Annotated in this window: 24 protein-coding genes and 1 tRNA gene; 11 read left to right on the top strand and 14 right to left on the bottom strand. The window is 66.3% G+C overall.

Going from position 1 to position 25,038, the window contains the following annotated elements; translation table 11 throughout:
* The 5 genes from ASG20_RS08990 (at nucleotide 1) to ASG20_RS08970 (ending at nucleotide 4,897) form a co-directional block, all read left to right on the top strand.
* Nucleotides 1–912 carry a hydroxypyruvate isomerase family protein gene (locus ASG20_RS08990; protein ID WP_056051257.1) on the top strand — a complete coding sequence of 304 codons (912 nt, stop codon included), beginning with the start codon at nucleotides 1–3 and terminating at the stop codon, nucleotides 910–912.
* Between the two features lie 11 nt (nucleotides 913–923).
* Nucleotides 924–1,742, top strand: coding sequence for a 3-keto-disaccharide hydrolase (locus tag ASG20_RS08985; protein ID WP_231420266.1), 819 nt, complete (start codon nucleotides 924–926; stop codon nucleotides 1,740–1,742).
* A complete protein-coding gene (locus tag ASG20_RS08980; protein ID WP_056051253.1) occupies nucleotides 1,739–2,320 on the top strand; it encodes a gluconate 2-dehydrogenase subunit 3 family protein in 582 nt (193 codons plus the stop codon). Before ASG20_RS08985 ends, ASG20_RS08980 begins: the two co-directional genes overlap by 4 nt.
* Nucleotides 2,317–3,150 carry a sugar phosphate isomerase/epimerase family protein gene (locus ASG20_RS08975; RefSeq protein ID WP_056051251.1) on the top strand — a complete coding sequence of 278 codons (834 nt, stop codon included), beginning with the start codon at nucleotides 2,317–2,319 and terminating at the stop codon, nucleotides 3,148–3,150. Before ASG20_RS08980 ends, ASG20_RS08975 begins: the two co-directional genes overlap by 4 nt.
* Nucleotides 3,151–3,217: 67 nt before the next feature.
* A complete protein-coding gene (locus ASG20_RS08970; RefSeq protein WP_056051249.1) occupies nucleotides 3,218–4,897 on the top strand; it encodes a GMC oxidoreductase in 1,680 nt (559 codons plus the stop codon).
* A 139-nt stretch (nucleotides 4,898–5,036) separates the two neighbouring features.
* Here the strand turns inward: ASG20_RS08970 and ASG20_RS08965 are convergent.
* The 4 genes from ASG20_RS08965 to cysS all read right to left on the bottom strand — a co-directional run bounded on the left by ASG20_RS08965 (nucleotide 5,037) and on the right by cysS (nucleotide 9,281).
* Nucleotides 5,037–5,111, bottom strand: a tRNA-Glu gene (locus ASG20_RS08965).
* Nucleotides 5,112–5,210: 99 nt separating this feature from the next.
* Complete coding sequence (locus tag ASG20_RS08960; protein ID WP_056051248.1) at nucleotides 5,211–6,584, bottom strand: class II 3-deoxy-7-phosphoheptulonate synthase; 1,374 nt, start codon at nucleotides 6,582–6,584, stop codon at nucleotides 5,211–5,213.
* A gap of 98 nt (nucleotides 6,585–6,682) precedes the next feature.
* Nucleotides 6,683–7,621, bottom strand: a complete 939-nt coding sequence (locus tag ASG20_RS08955; RefSeq protein ID WP_056051246.1) for a D-2-hydroxyacid dehydrogenase — start codon at nucleotides 7,619–7,621, stop codon at nucleotides 6,683–6,685.
* 229 nt (nucleotides 7,622–7,850) lie between these two features.
* Nucleotides 7,851–9,281 carry a cysteine--tRNA ligase gene (gene cysS / locus ASG20_RS08950; protein ID WP_056051244.1) on the bottom strand — a complete coding sequence of 477 codons (1,431 nt, stop codon included), beginning with the start codon at nucleotides 9,279–9,281 and terminating at the stop codon, nucleotides 7,851–7,853.
* A gap of 178 nt (nucleotides 9,282–9,459) precedes the next feature.
* On the opposite strand from cysS, the gene rpsU reads away from it, so the two are divergent.
* Both rpsU and ASG20_RS08940 read left to right on the top strand, forming a co-directional pair.
* Nucleotides 9,460–9,666, top strand: coding sequence for a 30S ribosomal protein S21 (gene rpsU / locus ASG20_RS08945; protein WP_055878578.1), 207 nt, complete (start codon nucleotides 9,460–9,462; stop codon nucleotides 9,664–9,666).
* 129 nt (nucleotides 9,667–9,795) lie between these two features.
* Complete coding sequence (locus ASG20_RS08940; RefSeq protein ID WP_056051243.1) at nucleotides 9,796–10,401, top strand: FKBP-type peptidyl-prolyl cis-trans isomerase; 606 nt, start codon at nucleotides 9,796–9,798, stop codon at nucleotides 10,399–10,401.
* 111 nt (nucleotides 10,402–10,512) lie between these two features.
* Here the strand turns inward: ASG20_RS08940 and wecC are convergent, their stop codons facing one another.
* Nucleotides 10,513–11,796 (bottom strand): UDP-N-acetyl-D-mannosamine dehydrogenase, encoded by a 1,284-nt coding sequence (gene wecC / locus ASG20_RS08935; RefSeq protein WP_056051241.1) that lies wholly within the window; start codon nucleotides 11,794–11,796, stop codon nucleotides 10,513–10,515.
* Nucleotides 11,786–12,934, bottom strand: a complete 1,149-nt coding sequence (wecB, locus tag ASG20_RS08930; protein WP_056051240.1) for a non-hydrolyzing UDP-N-acetylglucosamine 2-epimerase — start codon at nucleotides 12,932–12,934, stop codon at nucleotides 11,786–11,788. Before wecB ends, wecC begins: the two co-directional genes overlap by 11 nt.
* 147 nt (nucleotides 12,935–13,081) lie before the next feature.
* On the opposite strand from wecB, the gene galU reads away from it, so the two are divergent.
* Nucleotides 13,082–13,954 carry a UTP--glucose-1-phosphate uridylyltransferase GalU gene (galU, locus tag ASG20_RS08925; protein WP_056051238.1) on the top strand — a complete coding sequence of 291 codons (873 nt, stop codon included), beginning with the start codon at nucleotides 13,082–13,084 and terminating at the stop codon, nucleotides 13,952–13,954.
* A gap of 46 nt (nucleotides 13,955–14,000) precedes the next feature.
* Here the strand turns inward: galU and ASG20_RS08920 are convergent, their stop codons facing one another.
* From ASG20_RS08920 to ASG20_RS08890, 7 genes are all read right to left on the bottom strand, one after another.
* Nucleotides 14,001–14,783 (bottom strand): HesA/MoeB/ThiF family protein, encoded by a 783-nt coding sequence (locus tag ASG20_RS08920; protein ID WP_056051237.1) that lies wholly within the window; start codon nucleotides 14,781–14,783, stop codon nucleotides 14,001–14,003.
* Nucleotides 14,780–15,244 (bottom strand): hypothetical protein, encoded by a 465-nt coding sequence (locus ASG20_RS08915; RefSeq protein WP_121904146.1) that lies wholly within the window; start codon nucleotides 15,242–15,244, stop codon nucleotides 14,780–14,782. The genes ASG20_RS08920 and ASG20_RS08915 overlap by 4 nt, the downstream gene beginning before the upstream one ends.
* Nucleotides 15,241–15,678, bottom strand: coding sequence for a dUTP diphosphatase (gene dut, locus ASG20_RS08910; protein WP_056051234.1), 438 nt, complete (start codon nucleotides 15,676–15,678; stop codon nucleotides 15,241–15,243). The genes ASG20_RS08915 and dut overlap by 4 nt, the downstream gene beginning before the upstream one ends.
* Nucleotides 15,675–16,862: a bifunctional phosphopantothenoylcysteine decarboxylase/phosphopantothenate--cysteine ligase CoaBC gene (gene coaBC / locus ASG20_RS08905; RefSeq protein WP_056051232.1), complete on the bottom strand. Its 1,188-nt coding sequence runs from the start codon at nucleotides 16,860–16,862 to the stop codon at nucleotides 15,675–15,677. Before coaBC ends, dut begins: the two co-directional genes overlap by 4 nt.
* Nucleotides 16,863–16,872: 10 nt before the next feature.
* On the bottom strand, nucleotides 16,873–18,018 hold the full coding sequence (locus ASG20_RS08900; protein ID WP_056051230.1) for a hypothetical protein: 1,146 nt from the start codon (nucleotides 18,016–18,018) through the stop codon (nucleotides 16,873–16,875).
* Between the two features lie 4 nt (nucleotides 18,019–18,022).
* Nucleotides 18,023–19,555, bottom strand: coding sequence for a 2-polyprenylphenol 6-hydroxylase (gene ubiB, locus ASG20_RS08895; RefSeq protein WP_056051228.1), 1,533 nt, complete (start codon nucleotides 19,553–19,555; stop codon nucleotides 18,023–18,025).
* 292 nt (nucleotides 19,556–19,847) lie between these two features.
* Nucleotides 19,848–20,612 carry a class I SAM-dependent methyltransferase gene (locus tag ASG20_RS08890; RefSeq protein WP_056051226.1) on the bottom strand — a complete coding sequence of 255 codons (765 nt, stop codon included), beginning with the start codon at nucleotides 20,610–20,612 and terminating at the stop codon, nucleotides 19,848–19,850.
* A gap of 56 nt (nucleotides 20,613–20,668) precedes the next feature.
* On the opposite strand from ASG20_RS08890, the gene mutM reads away from it, so the two are divergent.
* The 3 genes from mutM to dnaA all read left to right on the top strand — a co-directional run bounded on the left by mutM (nucleotide 20,669) and on the right by dnaA (nucleotide 23,798).
* Entirely contained in the window at nucleotides 20,669–21,484 is an 816-nt protein-coding gene (gene mutM, locus ASG20_RS08885; protein ID WP_056051225.1) for a bifunctional DNA-formamidopyrimidine glycosylase/DNA-(apurinic or apyrimidinic site) lyase, read from the top strand.
* 107 nt (nucleotides 21,485–21,591) lie between these two features.
* Entirely contained in the window at nucleotides 21,592–21,855 is a 264-nt protein-coding gene (gene rpsT, locus ASG20_RS08880; RefSeq protein WP_031394736.1) for a 30S ribosomal protein S20, read from the top strand.
* A 449-nt stretch (nucleotides 21,856–22,304) separates the two neighbouring features.
* Nucleotides 22,305–23,798 carry a chromosomal replication initiator protein DnaA gene (gene dnaA, locus ASG20_RS08875; protein ID WP_056051223.1) on the top strand — a complete coding sequence of 498 codons (1,494 nt, stop codon included), beginning with the start codon at nucleotides 22,305–22,307 and terminating at the stop codon, nucleotides 23,796–23,798.
* A 227-nt stretch (nucleotides 23,799–24,025) separates the two neighbouring features.
* Here the strand turns inward: dnaA and trpS are convergent, their stop codons facing one another.
* Nucleotides 24,026–25,033 carry a tryptophan--tRNA ligase gene (gene trpS, locus ASG20_RS08870; protein WP_056051221.1) on the bottom strand — a complete coding sequence of 336 codons (1,008 nt, stop codon included), beginning with the start codon at nucleotides 25,031–25,033 and terminating at the stop codon, nucleotides 24,026–24,028.
* Nucleotides 25,034–25,038 lie beyond the last annotated feature (5 nt).

The raw sequence follows: 25,038 nt of genomic DNA, 5'->3' as shown, positions 1-25,038 counted from the left end.
ATGACGCTCTCGCGCCGTACCTTGCTCGCCGCTGGTGCAGCGGCATCGCTGGTACCCGCCGGGATTGCCGCCCAGCGTCGCGGCAGCAACGCCGCACGCTTCTCGCTCGGCTATGCGCCGCACGAGGGCAGCTTCGCCAGTCGCGGCGGACGGATCGAGCAGATCGCCTACGCCGCCGATCAGGGCTTCACCGCCTGGGAGGACAACGAGGCGGCAACGCGCTCGGTGGCCGAGCAGGAGCAGATGGCCAAGGCACTCGCGCAACGCGGCATGACGATGGGCGTGTTCGTGGCCAGCATGCCTAAATGGTCGCAGTCGCGGCCGCTCCTCGGCGCCAATGACGGCGCCGAGCGCGAGGCGTTCCTCGCCGACATTCGCGCGTCGCTCGACGTCGCCAAGCGGCTGAACGCGTTGCGGATGACCGTCGTCACCGGGTTCATGGACCCGAAGGTGCCGGTCGATATCCAGACCGCCCGCGTGATCGACGTAATGCGCCGCGCGGGCGATATCGTCGCGCCGTCGGGTACGGCAATGGTGATGGAGCCGCTCAACACGCGAACCAATCATCCCGGCGTCTACATGCAGACGATCTCGCAGGGCTATGCGGTCGCGCGCGGGGCCAACAGTCCGGCGGTGAAGATCCTCGCCGACCTGTATCACGAGCAGATCCAGTCGGGGAATCTGATCCCGACGCTGGCGACCTGCTGGAGCGAGATCGGCTATATCCAGTTCGGCGACAATCCGGGCCGCAACGAGCCCTCGACTGGCGAGATCAACTTCGCCTCGGTCGTGAAGTGGCTGAAGGCGCAACGCTACACCGGCGTGATCGGCATGGAACACGGCAATTCGATCGCAGGCCGCGCAGGCGAAGATCGCCTGATCGCCGCCTATCGCGAGATCGACGCAGCATGAGGGGGATGGGGATGAAGACGGTGTTGATGGCGAGCGTCGTCGTAGCGCTGGCGGGACCAGTTGCGGCGCAGGACAAGCCCGGCTTTAAGGACACGCCGATGTTGCCCGGCGGCCAGTGGCACGTCCATGATACCGACCGCCCCGCACCGATCGTGGTTGCGCCAGCCGCTACCCACGGTGGTCCGCCCGCCGACGCGGTCGTGCTGTTCGACGGCCGATCGCTCGGCGCGTGGAAGCCAGATCGCATCGCTTGGCCGATCGCGAGCGGTGTCCTCACGATCCCCTCGCGCGCGAAAAGCGGCGGCGAGAACAACCTCGTCTCGAAGCAGAGCTTCGGCGACGTGCAGATGCACCTCGAATTTCGCTCGCCCAACCCGCCGACGAAAAGCTCGCAGGATCGCGGCAACAGCGGGATCTGGTTCATGCAGCGTTACGAGCTGCAGATCCTCGATGGCTCGCAGAACCCGACCTATGCCGATGGCACGGTCGGCGCGGTCTATGGCTGGAAGCCGCCACTGGTGAACGCCGCGCGCCGTCCCGGCGAATGGCAGACCTACGACATCGTGTTCGAGCGCCCCCGCTTCGCCGCCGACGGCAGCCTGCTCCGCCCTGCCTACGTCACCGCGTTGCTCAACGGCGTGCTCGTCCAGAACCACCAGGCGATGCTCGGCACCACCATCTGGCGCAAGGTGGCCAGTTACACTGCGCATGCCGATGCCGCACCGATCCAGCTCCAGGATCACGATTCACCGGTGTCGTTTCGCAACATCTGGGTCCGTCCGCTGACCGAAGCGGCGATCGCGCAGGACCTTGGAAAGGACGGTAAATGATCGACCGCAGAACTGCCCTCGCTGGCGTCGTCGCCATGTTCGGCACGGCTTTGTATGCGCCGATCGCACGCGCCGCCGGGATCGCGGCAACACCGGGCGCCGCCGCCGGCATCCCTGTCATCAGCGAAGGCCCGCCCAGCGTCGCGGTCTTCACCGTCCCCCAGCGCGCGCTGATGACCGCGCTCAGCGAACGCGTGCTGCCGACCACCGATACGCCCGGTGCGATCGCCGCGGGCGTGCCGGCCTATATCGAAAAGCTGCTCGCCGACTGGGCCGCACCCGTCGACCGCGTCCCGATCCTAGCTGGGCTCGACGCGATCGAGGCGCGCAGCCTCAAAGACTACAAGGTCCCCGCCGCCAAGGCGACTGCGGCACAGCACGACGCGCTCCTCACGCTGGCGATGAACGACCAGATCCCGTCCGGCGGCGTCTTCTTCGAGGCGTTCCGCCAGCTCGTCATCACCGGTTACTACACGTCGGAAATCGGCATGACGCAGGAGCGCGAATATCTGCCGGTGCCGGGCGAGTATAACGGCGCATTCCCCTATTCTCAGGTCAACAAGGTGTATTCCGCATGATCCTCAGCCGTAGAAACCTGCTCGCCGGCTCAGGCGCGGTCGCCGCGCTCGCGTTCGTGCCGACCGCCTCCGCGGCACAGTTGAAGGCGATAGGCCTGCAACTCTACACGATCCGCGACATCTTCTCGAAGGACCCCGTCGGTACGCTCGGGCAGGTTGCCAAGATTGGCTACCGCGAGGTCGAGTTCGGCGGTGGCGGCTTCGAGGGCATGGACCATGCGATGCTGCGCCGGACGATGGACAAGCTCGGCCTGACCGCGCCCTCCGTGCACATCGGCTACGACGCGCTGCTCCAGCGGTTCGACCAGTCCGTGACGATGGCCAAGACGCTCGGCGCCACCACGGTCGTGCTGCCGTATATGACCGACGAGCATCGCAACGAGGCGGGCTGGACCGCAGCGCTGCCGAACTTCAACCGGTTCGCGACCGATCTGAAGAAGGCCGGGCTGGGTTTCGCCTATCACAACCACGATTTCGAGTTCACCACCAAGCCGGGCGGCGTCAGCCTGTACGAGCGGCTGCTCAAGGAAACCGACCCCACGCTCGTGAAGCTCGAACTCGATCTCTACTGGGCGCTGCACGCTGGTGAAAACCTGGCGACGCTGATCGAGCGCCTGTCGCAACGGATCTACGCCTACCACGTCAAGGACATGCGCCCCGATCGGAGCATGACCGCGGTCGGGCAGGGCACGATCGATTTCGCCGCGCTGTTCAAGCTGAAGGGCAGCGCCGGCGTCCGGCATTTCTACGTCGAGAACGACGAGGCCCCCGCGCCCTATCTGCCCGACATCACCACGAGTTTCCGGACGTTGCGCGCGCTTCGTTTCTGACCGGCCGCGCTTCTGACCGGCAGCGTTTCTGATTGGGTGCGTTTCTAAGTAGTAGGAGAGGAAGATCATGGCCGAGACCAACAGGTTCGACGCGATCGTCATAGGGTCTGGCGTAAGCGGTGGTTTCGCTGCCAAGGAACTGACGGAAAAGGGCCTGCGCGTCCTGATGCTCGACCGCGGCAAGATGGTCGAGCATGGCGAGGGCTACACCTATGACGGCAAGCCCGCCTACGAGGTGCCCGCGCGCAACATCATGCCCAAGGCGTTGCTCGACAGCGATTACTTCATCGGCAAGCACGGCTATGTCCAGCCCAGCAACCGCGAGTTCCACAATGACGACCGGCTGAACCCTTATGCTTATGACGAAGGCAGCAAGTTCTACTGGATCCGGCCGGGCGCGGTCGGCGGCAAGTCGCTGATCTGGGGCCGCTGGTGCTTCCGCTGGAGCCCTGAGGATTTCGAGGCGAACAAGCGCGACGGCATCGATGGCGATTGGCCGATCCGCTATGACGATGTCGCGCCGTGGTACAGCTATGTCGAGAAATACATCGGCGTCTCGGGTTCGCGCGAGAACCTCGCCTATCTCCCCGACAGCGAATTTCAGCCGCCGATGCCGATGAACGTCGCCGAGAAATGGCTGAAGCACGGTCTCGAAACCAAATTTCCGGGCCGGAAGCTGATCAACACGCGGCTGTCCAACATGACCGAGGACAAGGCCGACCAGAACCGGACCAAGTGTCAGTTCCGAAACCAGTGCGGCAATGGCTGTTCGTTCGGCGCCTATTTCTCGACCCAGGCAGTGACGTTGCCGGCCGCACGCGCGACCGGACGGTTGACGCTCAAATCGGACTCGGTCGTCACCAACCTTGTCTACGACGCGGCGCGGAAGAAGGTTACCGGCGTCCGCTACATCGATACGAAGACCGGCCAGGCGGAGACGGTCAACGCCGATCTCGTCTTCCTCTGCGCGTCGGCGATCGCATCCACGCAAATCATGCTGAACTCGCGCGCGCCGGGCAGCGACCGAAGCTATTTCGACGATAGCGGCACGCTCGGGCGCTATGTGATGGACCACATCTTCCGCGTCGGGATCGAGGGCGACATCCCCGGCATGGAGGAGTTCATCGAGTTCGGTCGCCGTCCGGGCGGCGTCTACGTGCCCCGCTTCCGCAATATCGGCGGCGACGAGGGTGTCGGCTTCAAGCGTGGCTATGGCTATCAGGGCAGCGCCTATCGCAACCCCGCCGCCCCGGTCGGGTTCGGCGCATCGATGAAGCAGGGCATGCGCAAATACGCGCCGTGGCGGTTCAGCATGGGCGCGTTCGGCGAATGCCTGCCCTATGCCGACAACAAGGTTTCGCTGCATGCGAACAACGTCGACCGGTACGGCGTCCCCCTGATGCGCTTCGACGTTCGCTTCCGCGAGAACGAACTGAAGATGATGACCGACGCGAGGGCGCAAGGTGAGGCGATGCTCAGGGGGGCGGGCCTGACCAATGTGAAAAGCACGGAAAGCGAGCACGTTCCCGGCGACGCGATCCATGAAATGGGCGGCGCGCGCATGGGCCGCGACCCGCGCACGTCGGTGCTCAACGAGTGGAGCCAGGCGCATGCCGCGTCGAACCTCTACGTCACCGACGGGGCGCAAATGGCGTCGATCTCGTGCGTGAACCCGTCACTGACGTTCATGGCGCTGACCGCTCGTGCTGCCGATCATGCTGTTCGTCAGAAAAAATCGAACGCCTAGCGAGGGTGGGTTAAGCCGCTGACTGGAAAATAGGCGGACCGGCATGCGTTATGCTGCGGACGTCGTGGCCCGCTAATTATGTACTTTGGGATATTGAACGACGGCGCATATTCTAGCGCCACGTATTCTCAGGAAGAGCTGGTGACCCCTACGAGAATCGAACTCGTGCTTACGCCGTGAGAGGGCGTCGTCCTAACCGCTAGACGAAGGGGCCGTTAGCAGATGCGGGCGTCTACGGAATGGTGTGGCAGGCGTCAAGACGCTTGCCGATAATTCCGTAGACGCCCGCCCGTTTTTTCAGGCGTCCGTTTTGTCAGGCGGCGGCCTTCTTGCGCTCGGCCATTTCCTCGTTGAGCATCTCGGCCAGCAGGAAGGCGAGCTCGAGGCTCTGGCTGGCGTTGAGGCGGGGGTCGCAATGGGTGTGATAGCGGTCGGCTAGCGACTGCTCGGTCACGTCGACCGCACCGCCCGTGCACTCGGTCACGTTCTGCCCGGTCATCTCGGCATGGATGCCGCCGGCGTGCGTGCCTTCCGCGCGGTGGACCGCGAAAAAGCCGCGGACTTCGGCGAGGATGCGATCGAACGGCCGCGTCTTGTAGCCGTTGGCGGCCTTGACGACGTTGCCGTGCATCGGGTCGCAGCTCCACACCACCGGATGGCCCTCCCGCGTGACGGCGCGGACGAGGCGGGGCAGGTTCGCCTCGATCTTGTCATAGCCATAGCGCGTGATCAGCGTCATCCGGCCAGGGATGCGGCCGGGGTTGAGTGTGTCGAGCATCCGCAGCAACGCATCGGGATCGAGGCTCGGGCCGCACTTGATGCCGATCGGGTTGCCGATGCCGCGCAGATATTCGACGTGGCTGGAACCCTCGAAACGCGTGCGATCGCCGATCCAGAGGAAATGCGCGCTGGTATCGTACCAGTCGCCGGTCAGCGAATCCTGCCGGGTCAGCGCCTGCTCGTACTGGAGGAGAAGCGCCTCGTGGCTAGTATAGAAATGCGTCTGCGCGAGCTGCGGCACGGTCTCGGGATCGATCCCGCAGGCGGCCATGAACTCGAGCGCCTCGCCGATCCGGTCAGCGGTCTCGGCGTATTTCTTCGACCAGGGGCTGCGGCCCATGAAGTCGTGCGTCCAGCGGTGGACCTGGTGGAGGTTCGCGTAGCCGCCCTGCGCGAAGGCGCGCAGCAGGTTGAGCGTCGCGGCCGACTGCGAATAGGCACGGATCATCCGCTGCGGGTCGGGCGCACGTGATTCTGCGGTGAAGGCGATGTCGTTGACGTTGTCGCCGCGGTACGAGGGCAGCTCGACGCCGCCGATCGTCTCGGTGTCGGTCGAGCGCGGCTTGGCGAACTGGCCGGCCATGCGGCCGAGCTTCACGACCGGCAGCTTCGACGCGTAGGTGAGCACCACGGCCATCTGGAGGATCACGCGGAACGTGTCGCGGATGTTGTTCGCGCTATGCTCGGCGAAGCTCTCGGCGCAGTCGCCACCCTGGAGCAGGAATGCCTTGCCGGCGGCGACTTCGGCGAGCTGCGCGGTCAGGTTGCGCGCTTCGCCGGCGAAGACGAGCGGCGGGAACGTGGCCAGCTGGTCGGTCGCGGCGGTCAGCGCTGCGGCGTTGGGATAAGAGGGGAGCTGTCGTGCTTCGTGACGCGTCCAGCTGTCGGGGGCCCAGTTCGCGGCCATATCATGTCGTCCGATCGATGAATTGTGGGGCTGGCCATGCGGGAAAATGCCTTTTCGCGCAATGAAGTAAAGCTTTGGGGCGGGTATCGCAGCCGGCTTCAATAGCCCGCGTCGAGGTCCGCGACGTTCCTCATTGGGCTGCCGGCGAGGAATGCCGCGAGGTTTTCGAGGAACAGTGTCGCGCCGCGCGCGAACATCGTAGTCTGACTGCGGCCCGACAGATGCATCGTCACGATGGCGTTGGGCGTCGACCAGAGCGGATGCTCGGGGGGCAGGGGTTCGGGGTTGGTCGGGTCGAGCACCGCGCCCGCAATGCCGCCACCGGTGAGCGCGGCGATTAGCGCGTCGTCGTCGATCATGTCGCCGCGGGCGATATTGATCAGCCATGCGGACGGTTTCATCGCCGCGAGTTCGTCGCGGCCGATCATCGCGTGCGTGGCGCCGGTCGAGGGGGCGGCCAGGATGATCCAGTCGAAGTCGCCGAGCCGATCGCGCCACGCGTCCGGCGTAAGCGTGCCGTCGCGGCCGGTGCGCGTGACGCCGGTGACGTCGACGCCGAACGCGCTCAGGCGATCGCCGATCATCTTGCCGATCGTGCCGTAGCCGATGACGAGGGCCCTGGTGCCTGCGAGTTCGATCTTGCCGGGTGCGTCCTTCAGCCATTCGTGGCGGTCCTGCGCACGAACGACGGTGTCGAAGCGCTTGGCGACGACGAGCACGGCCATTACGGCGTATTCGGCGACTGCGACGGCATTGATGCCGGCACCGTTGGTCAGCGTGACGCCGTTGTCGCGCAACCAGTCGAGTGGGAACGCGTCGAGCCCGGCGTAGATCGTCGAGACCCATTTGAGGGTCGGTCCGGCGTGGCGGATCGCGTCGGCGACGAGCTCGGTCGGCTGCATGTCGACCCAGGCGATGTCCGCATCGGCGATCATCGCGTTCGCCTCGGCGGGCTTGGTGAACCAGGCGATGTCGATGTCCGCGGGGAGGTGCGGTTCGAGGAGCGGGCGGGCGGCGGCGGGGAGGACGGCTTTCATGTGCAGAGCATCGGCGCGCGGCGGGGCATGTCAAGTTGTGCCGGGATGGGGAGCGAGTTGGTTCGCGTACGACTCTCCATCCTCCCCGGCCAGGGGGGGGTAGCGCCGTAGGCGACGGAGGGGGGGGCACGCATAAAGGTTGCGTTTTCCTCCCCCTCCGTCTGGCAAGGGCCAGCCACCTCCCCCTGGCGGGGGAGGATCGAATAGCGCCGAAGCAGGTCGGCTTTACCTAAAGCGCGATCTTCCAGTCCCAGCCGAGCGAGTCGCCGTCCATCACCTCGACTCCGGCGGCGGCGAGTTCGTCGCGGATCGCATCCGACCGTCCGAAATCCTTCGCGGCGCGCGCGTCGCGACGGTCCGAGAGGCGTGCGGCGATGGTGGCTTCGTCGATCGTTGCCGTTACCGGGCGGATCCGCAGGTCCTCGCGGCTGATCGTCGCGAGATCGAGTCCCAGCACCGCGTCGAAATCGTCCAGCGCGGCGATCCGGTCCGCTGGCGCGACTCGCTTGTCCGCGAGCAGTTCGTCGAGGATCGGCAGCGCGCGAGGAGTTGCGAGATCGTCCGACACGGCCTCTTCCAGCCGATCGGCATAGGCATGCGCGCTGCCCGACGGACCGCCGGGCTCGCGGGCACGCAACGTCTCGACCGCCTGCACCATCCGCTTCAGGCGGATCGCTGCCGCCGCGAGGTTCTCCCAGGAGAATTCAAGCTCGCTGCGATAGTGCGCCTGGAGGCACATCAACCGGTAGGCGAGGGGGTGGAAGCCGCGGTCGACGATCGTCTGGATCGTCGTGAACTGGCCGGTCGACTTCGACATCTTGCCTGCACGTTCGACCAGGAAGTTGTTGTGCATCCAGAGGCTCGCACCGGTATCGGCGCACTCGCAATGCGCCTGGTTCTGCGCGATCTCGTTGGGATGGTGGATCTCGCGGTGATCGATCCCGCCGGTGTGGATGTCGAAATGCGCGCCGAGGTAATGCTTGCTCATCACCGAACATTCGAGATGCCAGCCCGGCGCGCCGCGACCCCAGGGTGAATCCCATTCCATCTGGCGGTTCTCGCCCGGAGTCGAGGTGCGCCAGATCGCGAAGTCCTGCGGGTTGCGCTTGCCGGCGACGGGTTCGATTCGGCTTTCGATGTCGTCGTTCCCGGCACGTGCGAGGCGGCCATAGTCCGGGACCGTCGCCACATCGAAATACAGCCCGCTGTCGAGCATATAGCAGTGCTTCGGTGCGATCTGTTCGGCGAACGCGATCATCTCGGCGATATGATCCGTCGCGACCGCCCAGCGTGCTGGCGAAACGATGTTGAGGCGCGCGACATCGCGTTTGAACACGTCGGTGTAATAGGCCGCGATCTCCCAGATCGAACGTCCTTGTCCGGCGGCAGCCTTCTCCATCTTGTCGTCGCCGACATCGGCGTCGGAGGTCAGGTGCCCGACATCGGTGATGTTGATGATGTGAGTCGTCGGCCATCCCTTCCACCGCAGCACGCGGCCCAGCGTGTCGGCGAACAGGAAGGCACGCATGTTGCCGATATGCTGGTAATTATAGACGGTCGGCCCGCAGGTGTAGAGCCCGACATCGGTCGGGTCGATCGGCTGGAACGTCTCGAGCTGGCGCGTGAGGCTGTTATACAGGGTCAGGGGGATGCGGGTCATGCGGCCGCTCTTAGCGATGCATTGGTCCTGCCGCAAAGCGGGCAAAGTGGCGTGTCGCCGTACCGGCACGCGCGGTTTGGCTTGAAACCCCCGCACTCCCCTGATAGGGGCCCCAGTTCATGCGGCGCGGACCTATTCGCGACGGCAAAAATCTATTCGACCGGAGCTTAACGGGTTTATGCAGATCATCGTACGCGACAACAACGTCGACCAGGCCCTTCGCGCGCTCAAGAAGAAGCTGCAGCGCGAAGGCGTGTATCGCGAGATGAAGCTGCGCCGGCACTATGAGAAGCCGTCGGAGAAGCGGGCGCGCGAGCGTGCGGCGGCGATTCGTCGTTCGCGCAAGCTCGACCGCAAGCGCGCAGAGCGCGACGGCGCACGGTAAGATTGGTCGGCCACGCCCGGCGAACGGGCAGGCCGATAGTTTCGGGGGGTGTCGTGATCGGCGCCCCCGTTTGCTTTCCAACGGCACGCACGGCGCTCCGGCGTGACCAGATGACCGGGGCCTGATCCGATGTCGACCGTCACCGCAGTGCCGCTGCAGCCTACAAAGCGCAGCTACCTCGTCTATCTCTGGGTCGGTATCGCGCTCGCGCTGATCGCCGCGGTCGCACTTGCGCGCCAAGGCGATGATCCGCTGGCCCGCAATGCACGCGCACGCGGTGTGGTCGTGACCGCGTCCGGGTTGCAGTACAAGGTGATCGCGCCCGGCAAGCCCGGTGCGGCCAAGCCCACCGATGCGGACGTCGCGCTGGTCAACTACGAGGGCAAGCTGCTCAACGGCACGACCTTCGACAAGTCGCAGCAGCCGATGCCGATGCCGGTGACCGGCGTCGTCCCAGGCTTCTCCGAAGCGCTGAAGCTGATGCCCAAGGGGTCGAAGTACCGCTTCTGGATGAAGCCGTCGCTGGGTTATGGCGACAAGGCCGCCGGCCCGATCCCGGCCAACTCGACGCTGGTGTTCGATGTCGAGCTGCTCGACTTCCTACCGCAGAGCGTCGTGCAGCAGATGCAGGCACAGGCGCAGATGGGGCGTGGCGCACCGGGCGCGATGCCAGGCGGCGTTCCGGGTGGTCCGGCCGGTATGCCGGGTGGCGCGCAGAACCAGCCGCAGCAGTAAGCCGCTGCGATGTAAGCCGGACGGTCCTCCGGCTTATCGACTTTATGATCGAGACATGAAAAAAGCGCCCGCGGCCTATGCCGCCGGGCGTTTTTTCGTTCGGGTAGGTGATCAGTGCCGGGGCGGGAGGACCGGGCGCGGCTGGTCCGGCCAGATGCCGCGCGTATCTAGCACGGTCTTGTCGGCACGTTCCTCCAGCGGGATCGACTTGAAGACGTCGTGGTCGACCAGCACGACCATGATCGCACACGTCTCGATCGCGCTATCGACGTCGATCAGTATCGCCCCCGTCTCGGCCAGCGCGACCGGCAGCGACTTGGCGTAGGGCTCGACGATCCGCACGCGGTCGCCGAACGCGTCCGCCACCGCCTGTGCAACTTTCAGCGCTGGACTTTCGCGGAAGTCGTCGATGTTCGCCTTGAACGCGAGGCCTAGGCAGGCGACCACCGCATCGGGCGTCGAGTCGACCAGCGCCGAGACCTGCGCGATGACATGGTCGGTCTTGCCGTCGTTCACTTCGCGCGCGGTCCGGATCAGCGGGGTCTGGTCGGGCGCGGCGTGGACCAAAAACCACGGGTCGACCGCGATGCAGTGTCCGCCGACGCCGGGGCCGGGCTGAAGAATGTTCACGCGCGGATGGCGATTGGCGAGGCGGATCACCTCCCACACGTCGACGCCCATCGTATCGGCGATCAGCGACAATTCGTTGGCGAACGCGATGTTCACGTCGCGAAACGCGTTCTCGGTGAGCTTGGTCATCTCCGCCGCGCGCGCGGTCGTGGTGACGCAGGCGCCGCGGACGAATCGGCGATAGAAGGTCAGCGCTTTGCGCGCACACCGCGGCGTGATCCCGCCGATCACGCGGTCGTTGTCGATCAGCTCGACCAGGATGCGGCCGGGCAGCACGCGTTCGGGGCAATAGGCGATCGCGATGTCGGCCTGTTCGCCCGCGCGTCCGGGCACCCGGATATCGGGACGCAGCTTGGCCAATACGTCACGCACCTGTTCGGTGGTGCCGACGGGGGACGTCGATTCGAGGATGATCGTGTCGCCGGCTTTGAGCACCGTCGCGATGGTCGTCGCGGCGTCGAGGACATAGCCGATGTTGGGCGCATGATCGGCGTCGAACGGCGTCGGGACGGCGATCACGAACACATCGGCCGGCTCGATCGTCATCGACGCGCGCAACGTGCCGCGCGCGACGACGCCGGAGACGAGGCCGTCGAGATCGACCTCCTCGATATGCACGCGGCCCGAATTGACGGTCTCGACCACCGATTCGGTCACGTCGACGCCGAGTACGCGCGCGCCGGTGCGGGCGATCACCGCCGCGGTCGGGAGGCCGATATAGCCTAGGCCCATGACGACGACGGAGAGTTCGGGATCAGAAAGCATGCGCGGCGGCGTCCTTTGGGGTGAGAGTCTGGGCGATGACGTCGGCGATCCGCGCGGCGGCGTGACCGTCGCCGAACGGATTGTGCGCGCGCGCCATCGCGGCATAGGCGCTGCGATCGTCGAGGAGGGCGAAGATCTCGGTTACGATGCGGTCCTCGTCTGTGCCGATCAGCTTGGCGGTGCCGGCGGCGATTCCCTCGGGTCGCTCGGTCGTCTCGCGCATTACCAGGACGGGTTTGCCGAGCGCGGGCGCCTCCTCCTGCACGCCGCCCGAGTCGGTCAGGACGATGTCGGCCATCCCGAGCGCGCGGACGAAATGCGGGTAATCGAGCGGCGCGATCCGCGCGACGTTGGCGCGGTCGCCGAGGACCGCGTCCATCACCGAGACGACGTTCGGGTTGGGATGGACCGGAAACAGGACCGCGACATCCTCGCGCGCCGCGATTCGCCCGATCGCGCGCGCGATCGCCGCCATGCCGTCGCCGAAATTCTCGCGGCGATGCGTCGTCACCAGGATCAGGCGTTTCCCCGCGAACCGCATCGCGATGTCGTCGAGCCCGGCAGCCAGCGAAGGATCGGCGGCGACCCGGTCGGCGGTCCAGTGCAACGCGTCGATGACCGTGTTGCCGGTCACGTGGATCGTCTCGGCGGCGATCGTCTCGCGGCGCAGCGCCTCGGCCGCAGTGTCGGTCGGCGCGAAGTGGAGCGCGGCGATCGGCGCGACGATCCGGCGGTTCACTTCCTCGGGCCAAGGTTGGTAGATGTCGCCCGAGCGCAGCCCGGCCTCGACATGCGCCACCGGCACCTTGCGGTAATAGGCGGCGAGCGCGCCGGTCATCGCGGTGGCGGTGTCGCCCTGGACGACGACCAGATCGGGGCGTTCGGCGTCCATCACTTCGCCGAGCCCGGTCAGCAGGCGAGCGGTCAGGCGGTCGAGCGTCTGGCCCGGCTCCATCAGGTCGAGATCGATGTCGGGGGCGAGGTCGGCGATCGCGAGCACCTGATCGAGCAAGCCGCGATGTTGCGCGGTCACGCAGGTTCGCACCGTGAGCCCAGATATCGCCGCCAGCGCGCGGATCACCGGAAAGAGTTTGATCGCTTCGGGGCGCGTTCCGAAAATGACGAGGATCTTGGACATGGAACCTCTCTAGCCCAGGATATTTAAGGACGCGCTAACCGGTTACAGCGTTTCTTTGGTCGGCTGTTCGGAATTGCGCGGGTGCGTAACGATCGGTAAATGGTGCACCGCAACTAAACGACCTCGACGACATAATTGGAGCTCCGAATGACGATCAAGCCGCTTCGCAAGGCCGTATTTCCCGTCGCCGGACTCGGCACGCGCTTCCTGCCGGCGACCAAGTCGATGCCCAAGGAAATGCTGACCGTCGTCGACAAGCCGTTGATCCAGTACGCGGTCGAGGAAGCGCTGGAAGCGGGGATCGAGCAGATCATCTTCGTGACCGGCCGCGGCAAGGGCGCGCTCGAGGATCATTTCGATATCTCGTACGAGCTCGAAGCGACGATGAAGGCGCGCGGCAAGTCGCTCGATGCGATCAGCCATATCCGGATGAAGCCGGGTTCGCCTGTTTACGTTCGCCAGCAGGAGCCGCTCGGCCTTGGCCATGCTGTGTGGTGTGCGCGCGAGATCGTGGGCGACGAGCCGTTCGCGGTGCTGCTGCCCGACGAGCTGATGGTCGGCAAGCCTGGCTTCATGAAGCAGATGGTTGAGGCGTATAACCGCGTCGGCGGCAACGTGATCGGTGCGCTCGAAGTCGCCGATTCGGAGACGGACAAGTACGGCATCATCTCGCCCGGCGCGATCGATGGCCGGCTGACCGAAGTGAAGGCGCTCGTCGAAAAGCCCAAGCAGGGTTCGGCGCCGTCGAACCTGATGATCCCCGGCCGCTACATCCTGCAGCCCGGCGTGATGCGGATCCTCGAGACGCAGGAAAAGGGTGCTGGTGGCGAAATCCAGCTGACCGATGCCATGGCGCAGCTGATCGGCAACCAGCCGTTCCACGGCTTCACGTTCGACGGCCAGCGCTACGATTGCGGCGACAAGGCCGGCTACATCCAGGCCAATCTGGCGATCGCGCTGTCGCGCGCCGATATTGGTCCGGCGGTTCGCGACTTCGCCAAGGGTCTGCTTCAGGGCTGACCCGAACCGGCCCGCCCTGTACCTTCGCAGGAACAGGGCGGGTCGATCAGTCTGCTGCGGTAGCCGGCTGCGAGGCGTCTCGCCCACAGCCGCGGCATCCGGGGTCTTTGGGCAATCGGATCGTGCGAAACCGCAGGCCGAGCAAGTCGATCAGCAGCAACTTGCCCGCCTGATCGTCGCCGAACGGTGCGATCGCGCGCAGGACTTCGAGCGCGGCGAGGCTGCCCAGCACGCCGGTGACCGGGCCGAGTACGCCATCCTCCGCGCAGCTTGTCTCCGCGCGCTCGGGATCGTCGCCGACGAAACAGCGGTAACATGGCTTGTCGAGTTCCCACCCCCGGTAGGTTGCGAGCTGCCCTTCGAACTGGCCGACGGCGGCCGATACGAGCGGGATGCGTCCCGCGTAGGCGGCATCCGCGACGCAGAACCGGGTCGCGAAATTGTCGCACCCGTCGAGCACGACGTCGGCGCCCGCCAACAGTGTAGCGGCATTGGTCGGGTCGATGCGCGTGCGGTGCACGTCGACCGTGACGTAAGGATTGATCCGCCCGACCGCCGCCGCCGCCGCGTCGACCTTGGCGAGGCCGGTGTCGGCGGTGGTGAAGATCGTCTGGCGCTGCAGGTTGGACGGTTCGACCGAGTCGTCGTCGATCAGGATCAGGCGACCGATCCCGGCGGCGCCGAGATACTGGAGCGCGGGCGAACCGATCCCGCCCGCACCGACGATAGCGACGGTCGCGGCCTTCAGTCGGGCCTGGCCGGTGCCGCCGAATTCCTTGAGGACGATATGCCGCGCATACCGGGTGAGTTCGTGGTCGGAGAGGATCATGCGCCCCAGGCGAACGTCAGGCTGGTGCGATACCAGGTGTCGGTATCGGTATCGACCACGTCGATCGCATCGCGCGCGCCGAGGATGACGCCGGCCGCATATTGCTCCACGGTCGGGCAGTCGATCGCACGCGGGGTGATCCGCCGGACGCGGCCGTCGGGGGTCATCAGCACCGCAAGGTCGATGCTGAGCGTCCAGCCCTGTGTCGTCCGGATCGCCCTGGCGCACCGCCCGGCCACGACTTCGCCGTGCACATAGGCCGAGGTGTTGGCCAGCGTGGTCGAGCGTTGGCGGATGCGCAGGACCGGCAAGGCACTCCAATCCTGCGGCGCCAGCGGTACGCCGGCAGAGGCCCCGCCGCCCGACGGCATGCTAGGCGATGTCTGGGCAGCCGGAGGCGTGGGTAGGATCGCACCGGGGGGGGCGACGACCTGGAGGAGGGCGAACAGGGCGCCGATCATCGTCCGGTCGATCCGAAGCCGCCCGCGCCACGCGTCGTGTCGTCGAGCGTCGCGACTTCGATCAGCGTCGCACGCAGGACGATCGCGGGAACGAGCTGCGCGATGCGGTCGCCGCGCGCGATCGCGAACGGCTCGCGGCCGAGATTGGCGAGGATCACCTTCACTTCGCCGCGGTAGTCGCTGTCGATCGTGCCGGGCGTGTTGAGGCAGGTGATGCCGTACTTCAGCGCGAGACCAGAGCGCGGGCGGACCTGGACTTCGTGACCGGGCGGGATCGCGATCGCGAACCCCGTCGCGACCGCAGCGCGGTCGCCGGGCGCGAGAGTCAGCGCTTCGGCGGCGACCACGTCCATTCCGGCGGCGCCATCCGTCGCATAAGCAGGCAGCGGCAGGCCTTCGCCGTGCGGCAGGCGTTTGAGTTCGATCCCGATCATGACTCGGGTTCTAGCGCATCGGCGATGCGGTCCGCCAGTCGGGCCGCGACCGTATCCTTCGGCAGCCGCTCCCAGCTTTCGACGCCGGTCGCGGTGACCAGGTGGACGCTGTTGTCGGCGCCGCCCATCACGTCGCCCGATACGTCGTTCGCGACGATCCAGTCGGCCGACTTGCGGAGGCGCTTGGCGGTCGCGTGTTCGATCACGTTTTCGGTCTCCGCGGCAAAGCCGATCACCAGACGCGGGCGCTGTGGGCTGTGGGCAAGCGTGGCGAGGATGTCCGGGTTCTCCGCGAGCGAGAGCAGCGGGGTCGCACCGTTTTTCTTGATCTTCTGCGGGGCGGCGTCGACGTGCCAGTCGGCGACCGCCGCGACCATCACGGCGGCGTCGACGGGCAACGCTGTGTCGACCGCGCTCGCCATCTGCCGCGCGGTCTCGACGTCGATCCGGTCGACTCCGGCAGGCGTGGGAAGCGTGACCGGGCCTGCGACCAGCGTGACGCGCGCGCCGAGATCCGCCAGCGCCGCAGCGATCGCGAACCCCTGTTTGCCTGAGGATCGGTTGGCGATGTAGCGAACCGGGTCGATCGGCTCATGCGTCGGGCCGGCGGTGACGAGGATACGACGACCGCTCAGTCTCAGGGGGCGGGGCGGCGCCAGCATCGCCTGAACCGCGGCGGCGATTGCCGGCGGTTCTGGCAGGCGGCCGGGGCCGAATTCCCCGCACGCCATCATCCCCTCGTCGGGTTGCAGGACGGTAATCCCGTCGGCCCGAAGCTGCGCCACGTTGCGGACGGTCGCGGCGTGCTGCCACATGCGGACGTTCATCGCCGGCGCGACCAGCACCGGCGTGTCGGTCGCCAGCAGGAGCGTCGTCGCGAGATCGTTCGCCATGCCGGTCGCCATACGTGCGATCAGATCCGCGGTCGCGGGGGCCACGACGATCAGGTCGGCCTCGCGGCTGAGCTGGATATGGCCCATCTCCGCCTCGTCCTTCAGGTCCCAGAGCGTCGTGTAGACCTTGTCCTCGCTGAGCGCGGCGAGTGTCATCGGCGTCACGAAATGATGCGCCGCCTCGGTCATCACGCAGCGTACCGCGTGGCCGCTGGTCTTGAGCAGGCGGATGAGTTCGGCGGCCTTGTAGGCCGCGATCCCGCCCCCGACGATCAGGAGGATACGTTTCATCGGCGCAGTTCTAGCGGATAACGCGCGTCACCGTAATGCGTCGCGTATCGCGTGCGGCGGCGATCATGTCGCGCAGGCCGTCGACCGCGAACACCAGCCCGACCAGCAGCACCGGCGTGGTCATCAGCGCCCAGTAGAAATTGTCGCTGCGCGCGAACAGCGAGATCAGCGCGGCATAGGCGGCGAACACGACCAGCGCGCGCGTCGCGACCGCATCGCGCCACGCGAGCCAGCCGAACAGCGCCATGCCGAGGACCAGCGAAGCGAGCCATTGCGGCAGGATGTCGAGGCCCGACGAGATGGTCGCGAGCCGGACGTAGAACCCGAACCCTTCGAGCCCGCTCCAGCCTTCCGACACGCGGTCGAGCGGCCCGCTGACCAGCGACACCGCGTGCGCGTGGGCGGCAAGGACGACCGCGAAGATGGCGATCGCGCCGAGCCAGCCAAGCGTCTCGCGGCGCTCGCCCTCGATCCACGCGAAGACGGCCATGATCGCCACGTACAGCAACGCGGTCTCGCGGATCAGCATCGCCGACAGCCCGAACGCGACCGCGGGCAACCAGTGGCCGGGACGGCGCAGCGCGAGCGACACTGCGATCAGCGGGCCCGCCCACACCTCGTGGAACACCACGAAACTCGGATCGAGGTTTACGAAGAGCCCCGCGACGGCGAGCAAGCCCGCCGCACCGAGCGGCACGAAGCCGGTCATCGCCGGACGAAGCCGCGCGACCCAGGCGAGGATCGTTCCGACGCACAACCCCAGCAGCAGCACGTTCACCAGTATCGGGGGCAAAGCCGCCTCGACGACCGCCAGCGTCGGCAGGCGGACCGCGAAGAAGGGTTTCAGGGGGTAATGCCCCATGCGCTGCGCCTCGGCGGCGGCCGTGTAGTAGGGCGAGCCGCCGCGGATTCCGGCAACGATCGACTGGTACAGCAGGAGGTCGGTCTGGCCCGGCGGCGGCGGGTCGGCAGCGACCGAACCGGCGGCGATCCCGGACGCGCTGCTCGGTCGCGGGCCGGGTGAGGTGATCGCGCCGAGGCACGCCACCAGGAACACGAGCAACACCAGGATACCGATCCGCGCGTGCGCCGACGGCATGCCCGCGAACCGGGTCGCGCCGGTCGCCCATACCGGAGCGCCGCGGCGCGTCTTCATGCCCTCAACCAAGAAGCAGCGTCGTCGCGACCCCGGCACCGGCAGCGAGCACCGCGACCAGACCGTAACGCCAGCCGCCACCGATCCGGATCACCTCGATCTCGCGGAGCGGCATCGTCGGGGGAGCGCCACCGGGGGCGGGGTAGTGCGCCTCGATCCGGCGGACCAGTTCGGGGAGCCGCGTCAGCGTCTGGACGTCGGCGATCAGGCGTTCGGCGATCATCGCCTCGGGGCCGAGTTCACCGCGGATCCAGTCGCGGACGAACGGCTCGGCGGTTTCCCACAGGTTGATGTCGGGGTTGAGGCTGGTCGCGACGCCCTCGACCATCACCATCGTCTTCTGGAGCAGCAGCAGGTGCGGCTGCGTCACCATGTCGAAATCGCGCGTGATCGAGAACAGGCTGTCGAGCATCATGCCGATCGACATGTCCTTGACCGGCAGGCCGCGCATCGGCTCGCCGACTGCGCGGAGGGCAGTGGCGAACTCGGCGACGTCGTGGTGCGCGGGGACGTAGCCCGCCTCGAAATGGATCTCGGCGACGCGTTTGTAGTTCCCCGTGATCAGGCCGTAGAGGATCTCGGCGAGCCAGACGCGTGCGCGACGGTCGATCCGGCCCATGATGCCGAAGTCGATCGCGGCGATGCGGTTGCCGGGCAGCGCGAACAGGTTTCCCTGGTGCATGTCGGCGTGAAAGAACCCGTCGGCGATCGCTTGGCGCAGGAACGCGCGGACTAGGGTCTGGGCGAGCGCGGGGAGGTCGTAGCCGGCGGCGACCAGCGCCGCGCGGTCGGACAGCTTGATGCCGTCGATCCACTCGATCGTCATCACCTTGGCGGTCGAGCGCGCCCAGTCGATCGCGGGGATGACGAAATCGGGCTCGGCGGTCATGCCCTCCGCGAGTTCGGAGGCGGACGCGGCTTCGCGGCGGAAGTTGAGTTCGCGCAGGGTCCAGCGCTTGAACGTCTCGATCGTCAGGCGCGGGCGCAGGCGCATCGCCTCGGGGCTGAGCGCCTCGAGTTGCGCGGCGGCCCAGCTGTAGGTGTCGATCGCACGCGCGAAATCGTCCTCGACGCCGGGGCGGAGGACTTTCACCGCGACCTGGCGGCCGTCGGTGGTGACGGCGCGGTGGACCTGCGCGATCGACGCGGCGCCGACCGGGATCGGTTCGATCCGCGAGAACAACGTCTCCAGCGGCTTGCCGAAGCTCGCCAGCATCGCCGCCTCGATCGTCTCGTAGGGGACGGGGGAGAGCTGGTCCTGGAGCCTGAGCAGGTCGTGCGCGGCGTCCTCGCCGACGAGATCCGGCCGCGTGGCGAGCGTCTGCCCGAGCTTGATCGCTGCCGGCCCGATCGCCTGGAACGCATCCGCATAGCGCGGCACCGCGGGCACCCGCGCCCCGAACCGCGCGATCCGTGCGAGGCGGCGAACGGGTGGCGGGGTGTTCGGATCACGTTCGATGCCCCGCAATGCTCCGTGGCGGGCGAGGATGCGGCCCCATTTGAGGAGGCGCCAAACGTGGGTTGTGGACGCGGTCACTGGGCGAACGCGCCTTGAGAATGGCTTTGTTCACGCGAAGGCGCGAAGGCGCGAAGAGAGATTTGTTCACGCGGAGACGCGGAGACGCGGAGAGAAGGAAGAACTGGTTCGCGCAGAGGCGCAGAGGCGCGGGGGTGTTTGGCTTCGCCGCGGATGCGGCTTTTTATTATTGGCGAATGGCTAGCAAAGCGCTGACGCGCGCAAGACCTGGCGCCTTCGCGCCCACTTACTCTCCGCGTCTCCGCGCCTCCGCGTGAACCACTCTTCGCGCCTTCGCGCCTTCGCGTGATCACTAGATCTTCCAACCGCTGTGGATCGCGACGAGGCCACCCAACAAAGGTTCGACCTTCGTTTGTACGAAGCCGGCGTCCGCGATCATGCCCTTGAACTTGGGCATGTCGGGGAAGCGGCGGATCGATTCGATCAGGTAGCGGTAGCTGTCGGCGTCCTGCGCCAGAAGCTGGCCGAGCTTCGGGACCATCTTGTGCGAATAGGCATCATAGACCTCGGCGAAGCCGGGCCAGACGGTGGTCGAGAATTCGAGGCAGTAGAAGCGTCCGCCTCGGCGCAGGACGCGGTGGGCTTCGCGCAGGGCCTTGGGGATGTCGGTCACGTTACGGATGCCGAACGCGATCGTGTAGGCGTCGAAGAACTTGTCGGGGAAGGTCAGCGTTTCCGCGTTGGCTTCGGTCCAGACGAGGCCGTCGATGCCGCGCTTCTGCGCGCGCTGCATGCCGACTTCGAGCATCTGCGGATTGATGTCGGCGACCGTGATCGACGCGCCCGACGGCTCCATGCGGAACGCGATGTCGCCGGTGCCGCCGGCCATGTCGAGGATCTGCTCGCCCTCGCGCGGCTTTACGCGGCGGACGAAGCGGTCCTTCCACAGCCGGTGCATGCCGCCCGACATCGCATCGTTCATCAAATCGTATTTGCCTGCGACGTTCGAGAAGACGCCGCCGACGCGGGCGGTCTTCTCGGTGGCGGGGATGTCTTCGTAGCCGAAGGAGACGGTATCGGGCGTGAGTGCGGGCGCGGGCGCGATCAAGTCGTTCATATCCTGCGCTCTAGCCGCGCCTTGTGGCGCGAGCAAACGCAACCTAGCTGCAAACCGTGCCAGAATTACCAGAAGTCGAAACCACCGTGCGCGGGCTGGAGCCCGTGCTGAAGGGCCAGCGCCTGACCTCGGTCGAGCCGCGCCGCGCCGACCTGCGCAAAGCGATCCCGGTCGACCTGCGCCAGCGGATGACCGGGGCGACCGTCACGACGCTTGGACGGCGTGCGAAATATGGGCTGATCGATACCGATCGCGGCGACACGCTCGTCTTCCATCTCGGCATGTCGGGGCGCTGGCGAGTCGATCCGAGCGAATTGCTCGCGCACGATCACCTGCTGATCGGCACCGAGGCGGGCCGGACGGTCGCGCTCAACGATCCGCGGCGATTCGGCTTTCTCGATCTGTGGGCGACGGAGGACATCGCGAACTACCCGCCGTTCCTCAGCATGGGGCCGGAGCCGCTTGGACCCGACCTGACGGCGGCGTATCTGCTTGAGGCGCTCGAAGGGCGGGGGGCTTCGATCAAGGCGATGCTGCTCGACCAGCGAATCGTCGCAGGGCTCGGCAACATCTATGTGTGCGAGGCGCTGCACATGGCGAAGATCGCGCCGTCACGCGCGGCGGGGCGGATCTCGCTGTTTCGACTCGAGCGACTCGTCGAGGCGATTCGAACGGTGCTGACCGCCGCGATCCTGGCCGGCGGATCGTCGCTGCGCGATTACGTACGACCCGACGGCGAACTGGGTTATTTTTCCAAGCAATGGCGCGTCTATGGGCGTGAAGGGGAGGCGTGCGAATGCGGTGCCGTCGTCAAACGGCGTACCGAGGGCGGGCGCTCGACCTTCTGGTGTGCGAAGTGCCAACGCGGCTGAGCGTTTCGGTTGACGCGCTGGAGCAAAGTGGGTAGGGCCGCGGCTTCGAGAGGGCGTAGGAGCAATCCGGCGCCCCTTTTTATTCATTCGAACATCCAGAGGGCTTCATGGCGAACACGCCGCAGGCGAAAAAGCGTATCCGTCGCAACGACCGTCGCGCGGAAGTGAACGGCAACCGCGTCGGCCGTATCCGTACCTTCATCAAGAAGGTCGAGGCCGCACTGGCATCGGGCGACAAGGGCGCAGCGACCACCGCACTCGCGGCCGCACAGCCTGAGCTGCAGCGTGGTGTCGCCAAGGGCGTGCTGCACAAGAATACCGCGAGCCGCAAGTTCGCGCGTCTGACCAAGGCCGTGACCGGGCTCGCCTAAGCGACCGATCACAGTCGAAAGCGGATCACCCGTCGGGACATTCCCGGCGGGTTTTTTGCGTCTGCGAAGGGAACCAAGTGCGGCGGTACGTAACCCACGGATTCCCCGCGATTCGAGTGGTCCGAAGTCAAGTCATGGAATGATTGAATTCGCAAAAAATACGTAAACACAGCCACTTATAAAAATATCGACGCATTTCCGCGGCTTGATCAAGTCAACCCGCTTTATTTCGAAAATGTGACGCGTCGGGGTCTTGCCCGGATCGCCGATCGCTTCATAACGGGGCTCACAGCGACGGTGGTTTCCACCGCTGCATCAAACACACAGGGCGAAGATGCCGGATGACCCTTGGGGTCGTCGGGGGACCATTTTCTGTCGGGACTATATCACCCGCGCGAGCAATCTCGCGGGGTCGGAGAAGCGTGCGCGTGACGAAGTGGCAAGGATCAATGACGCACGCGACCGAGGCCGAGAAGGCCTGGGCCCGCGTGCGTGCATCCTTGCGCGAGTCGGCGGGGGCACGCCTGTTCGAGCAGTGGCTGAAACCGATCGAACTCGTTCCGGGTGACGATCGCGATACGATCCGGCTGGCGCTGCCCTCGGCGTTCATGACGAACTGGGTCCGCAATCACTATGCCGACCGACTCGTGCTCGAATTCAAGCAGATCCTGCCCCACGTCCGCACCGTTCAGATCGAGACCCGGGCGCCGGGTCGCGCGCCCGTCGTGCTCGCGATCGAGCCGGTCGCCGACGCCATTCCAGCCAAGCCCGTCGCCGATCCGGTACCGGTCGAGGCCAAGCCGGCTCCCAAGCCGGTCGCGGAGCCTGCGCAGGTCTCGATGAAGTTCGGCGTCGATCCGTCGCTGAAGCCTGCGCCGGCGCCTGTCGTGGCCGCCGCGCCGGTCGGCGTGCCGGCCGAGCGGCCACCACTTGATCCGCGTTATACGTTTGCGCGATTCGTCGTCGATCCGTCGAACAAGGTCGCGTTCAACGCCGCCAAGGTGCTCGCCGAGCCGGGCCCGGTCCGGTTCAGCCCGTTGTTCCTCCACAGCGGCACGGGGCAGGGCAAGACCCACCTCATGCACGCGATTGGTCACGCGTTCCTCGAGCATAACCCGAACGCGATCGTGCTGTGCATGTCCGCCGAGCGGTTCATGTACGACTTCGTCGCGTCGATGCGCGCGCGCGATACGCATGCGTTCAAGCAGCGGCTGCGCGGTGCCGACCTGCTGCTGATCGACGATCTCCAGTTCATCGCCGGCAAGGATGCGACGCAGGAAGAATTCTTCCATACGGTCAACGAGATCATGGCGGCGGGCAAGCGGCTGGTGATCTCCGCCGACCGCTGCCCGCAAGCGCTCGAAGGCGTCGAGGCGCGGATCGTCAGCCGGATGTCGGTTGGCCTGGTCGCGGATATAAAGGCGCCTGATCTTACTTTGCGCCGGACGATCCTCGACCGGAAACTCGTCGACCTGCCCGACATGCGGGTGCCGACCGACGTGCTCGACCTGCTCGCGGCGCGCATCCATGCGAATATCCGCGAGCTGGAGGGCGCGCTGAATCGGGTGGTGGCGTATGCGCAGCTGACCGGCGACACGATCGACCTCGACTTCGCGGTGGCGACGTTGGGCGAAGTGTTGCGCGGCGCGCAGAAGCGCGTGACGATCGACGAGATCCAGAAGCTGGTGTCGGCGCATTTCGAACTGAAGCCGCTTGATCTGATTTCCGCGCGGCGCGCCCGGGCTGTCGCGCGGCCGCGGCAGATCGCGATGTACCTGGCTAAGCGGCTGACGACGCGGTCGCTGCCGGAGATCGGGCGGAAATTCGGGGGACGTGACCACTCGACGGTGATCCATGCGGTGCGGAAGATCGAGGAGCTGCGTGATTCGGACCGCGATATCGACGCCGCGGTTCGCGTGCTGATGCGCGAGTTGGAAGGCTAGGCGGGCTCTCCGTGTTCTCCCGCGAAGGCGGGAGCCCAGACTGGGCCCCCGCCTTCGCGGGGGAACAAGCTTGTGTGCGCGATATCGCGGCATGTGGCCGCGGGACCGGGCACACCATAAACTCCCCCGTCATCCTGACGAAAGTCAGGATCCAGAGTTACGGACGCTGCGCTTGATGGCTCTGGATCCTGACTTTCGTCAGGATGACGGGACCGGGGAAGCGGTCGTTAGACCTGCAACCCCATCGCGTCCTGCGTCTGCTTCAGCACCGGTGCCGCCAGCGCGCGTGCCTTTTCTGCACCCGCCTGCAACACCGCCGTCACCGCGCTGCGATCGTCCAGCAGCCGCACCATCTCGTCACGGATCGGGCCAAGTTTCGCCACCGCGAGATCCGCCAGCGCGGGCTTGAACGCGCCAAACCCCTTGCCGCCGAACTCGCCGAGCACCGTCGCCACATCGCTATCCGCCAACGCCGCGTAGATCGTCAGCAGGTTGCGGGCCTCGGCGCGGTCGCCTAGTTCCTCGACCGTCGCGGGCAGCACGTCGGGATCGGTCTTCGCCTTGCGGAACTTGTCGGCGATCGTGTCGTCGCTGTCGATCAGCTTGACCACCGACTGCTCGGACGGGTTCGACTTCGACATCTTCGCCGACGCATCGCGCAACGACATGATCCGCGGCGCGGCCTTGCTGATCAGCGGGGCGGGGAGCGTGAACAGGTCGACGCCGTAGTCGCCGTTGAACTTGGTGGCGATGTCGCGCGCGAGTTCGAGATGCTGCTTCTGGTCCTCGCCGACCGGCACGTGCGTCGCGTTGTAGAGCAGCACGTCGGCCGCCATCAGCACCGGATAATCGTACAGCCCGACGCTCGCGCCCTCACGGTTCTTGCCCGCCTTGTCCTTGAACTGCGTCATGCGGTTCAGCCAGCCGACGCGCGCGACGGTGTTGAGCAGCCACGCCATCTCGCTATGCGCCGGCACGCGCGCCTGGTTGAACAGGATCGACTTCGCCGGATCGATGCCGGCGGCGATCATCGTCGCGGCGACCTCGATCGTGTGCGACGACAGCTCGGCGGGCGCGATCCATTCGGTCGGTGCGTGGAGATCGGCGATGAAGAACATCGACTCGCCGCCTTGCGCCGCGACGTCGTCCTGCAGCGTCACCCACTGCTTCACCGCCCCCAGGTAATTGCCGAGATGGAGATTACCGGTGGGCTTGATGCCGGAAACGACGCGCATGGAGA

The organism is Sphingomonas sp. Leaf198 (assembly GCF_001424005.1).
In the GTDB taxonomy this organism is placed as follows: domain Bacteria; phylum Pseudomonadota; class Alphaproteobacteria; order Sphingomonadales; family Sphingomonadaceae; genus Sphingomonas.
Note: the sequence above shows the minus strand (reverse complement) of the source record. Positions and strands in the feature narration are given on the sequence as shown.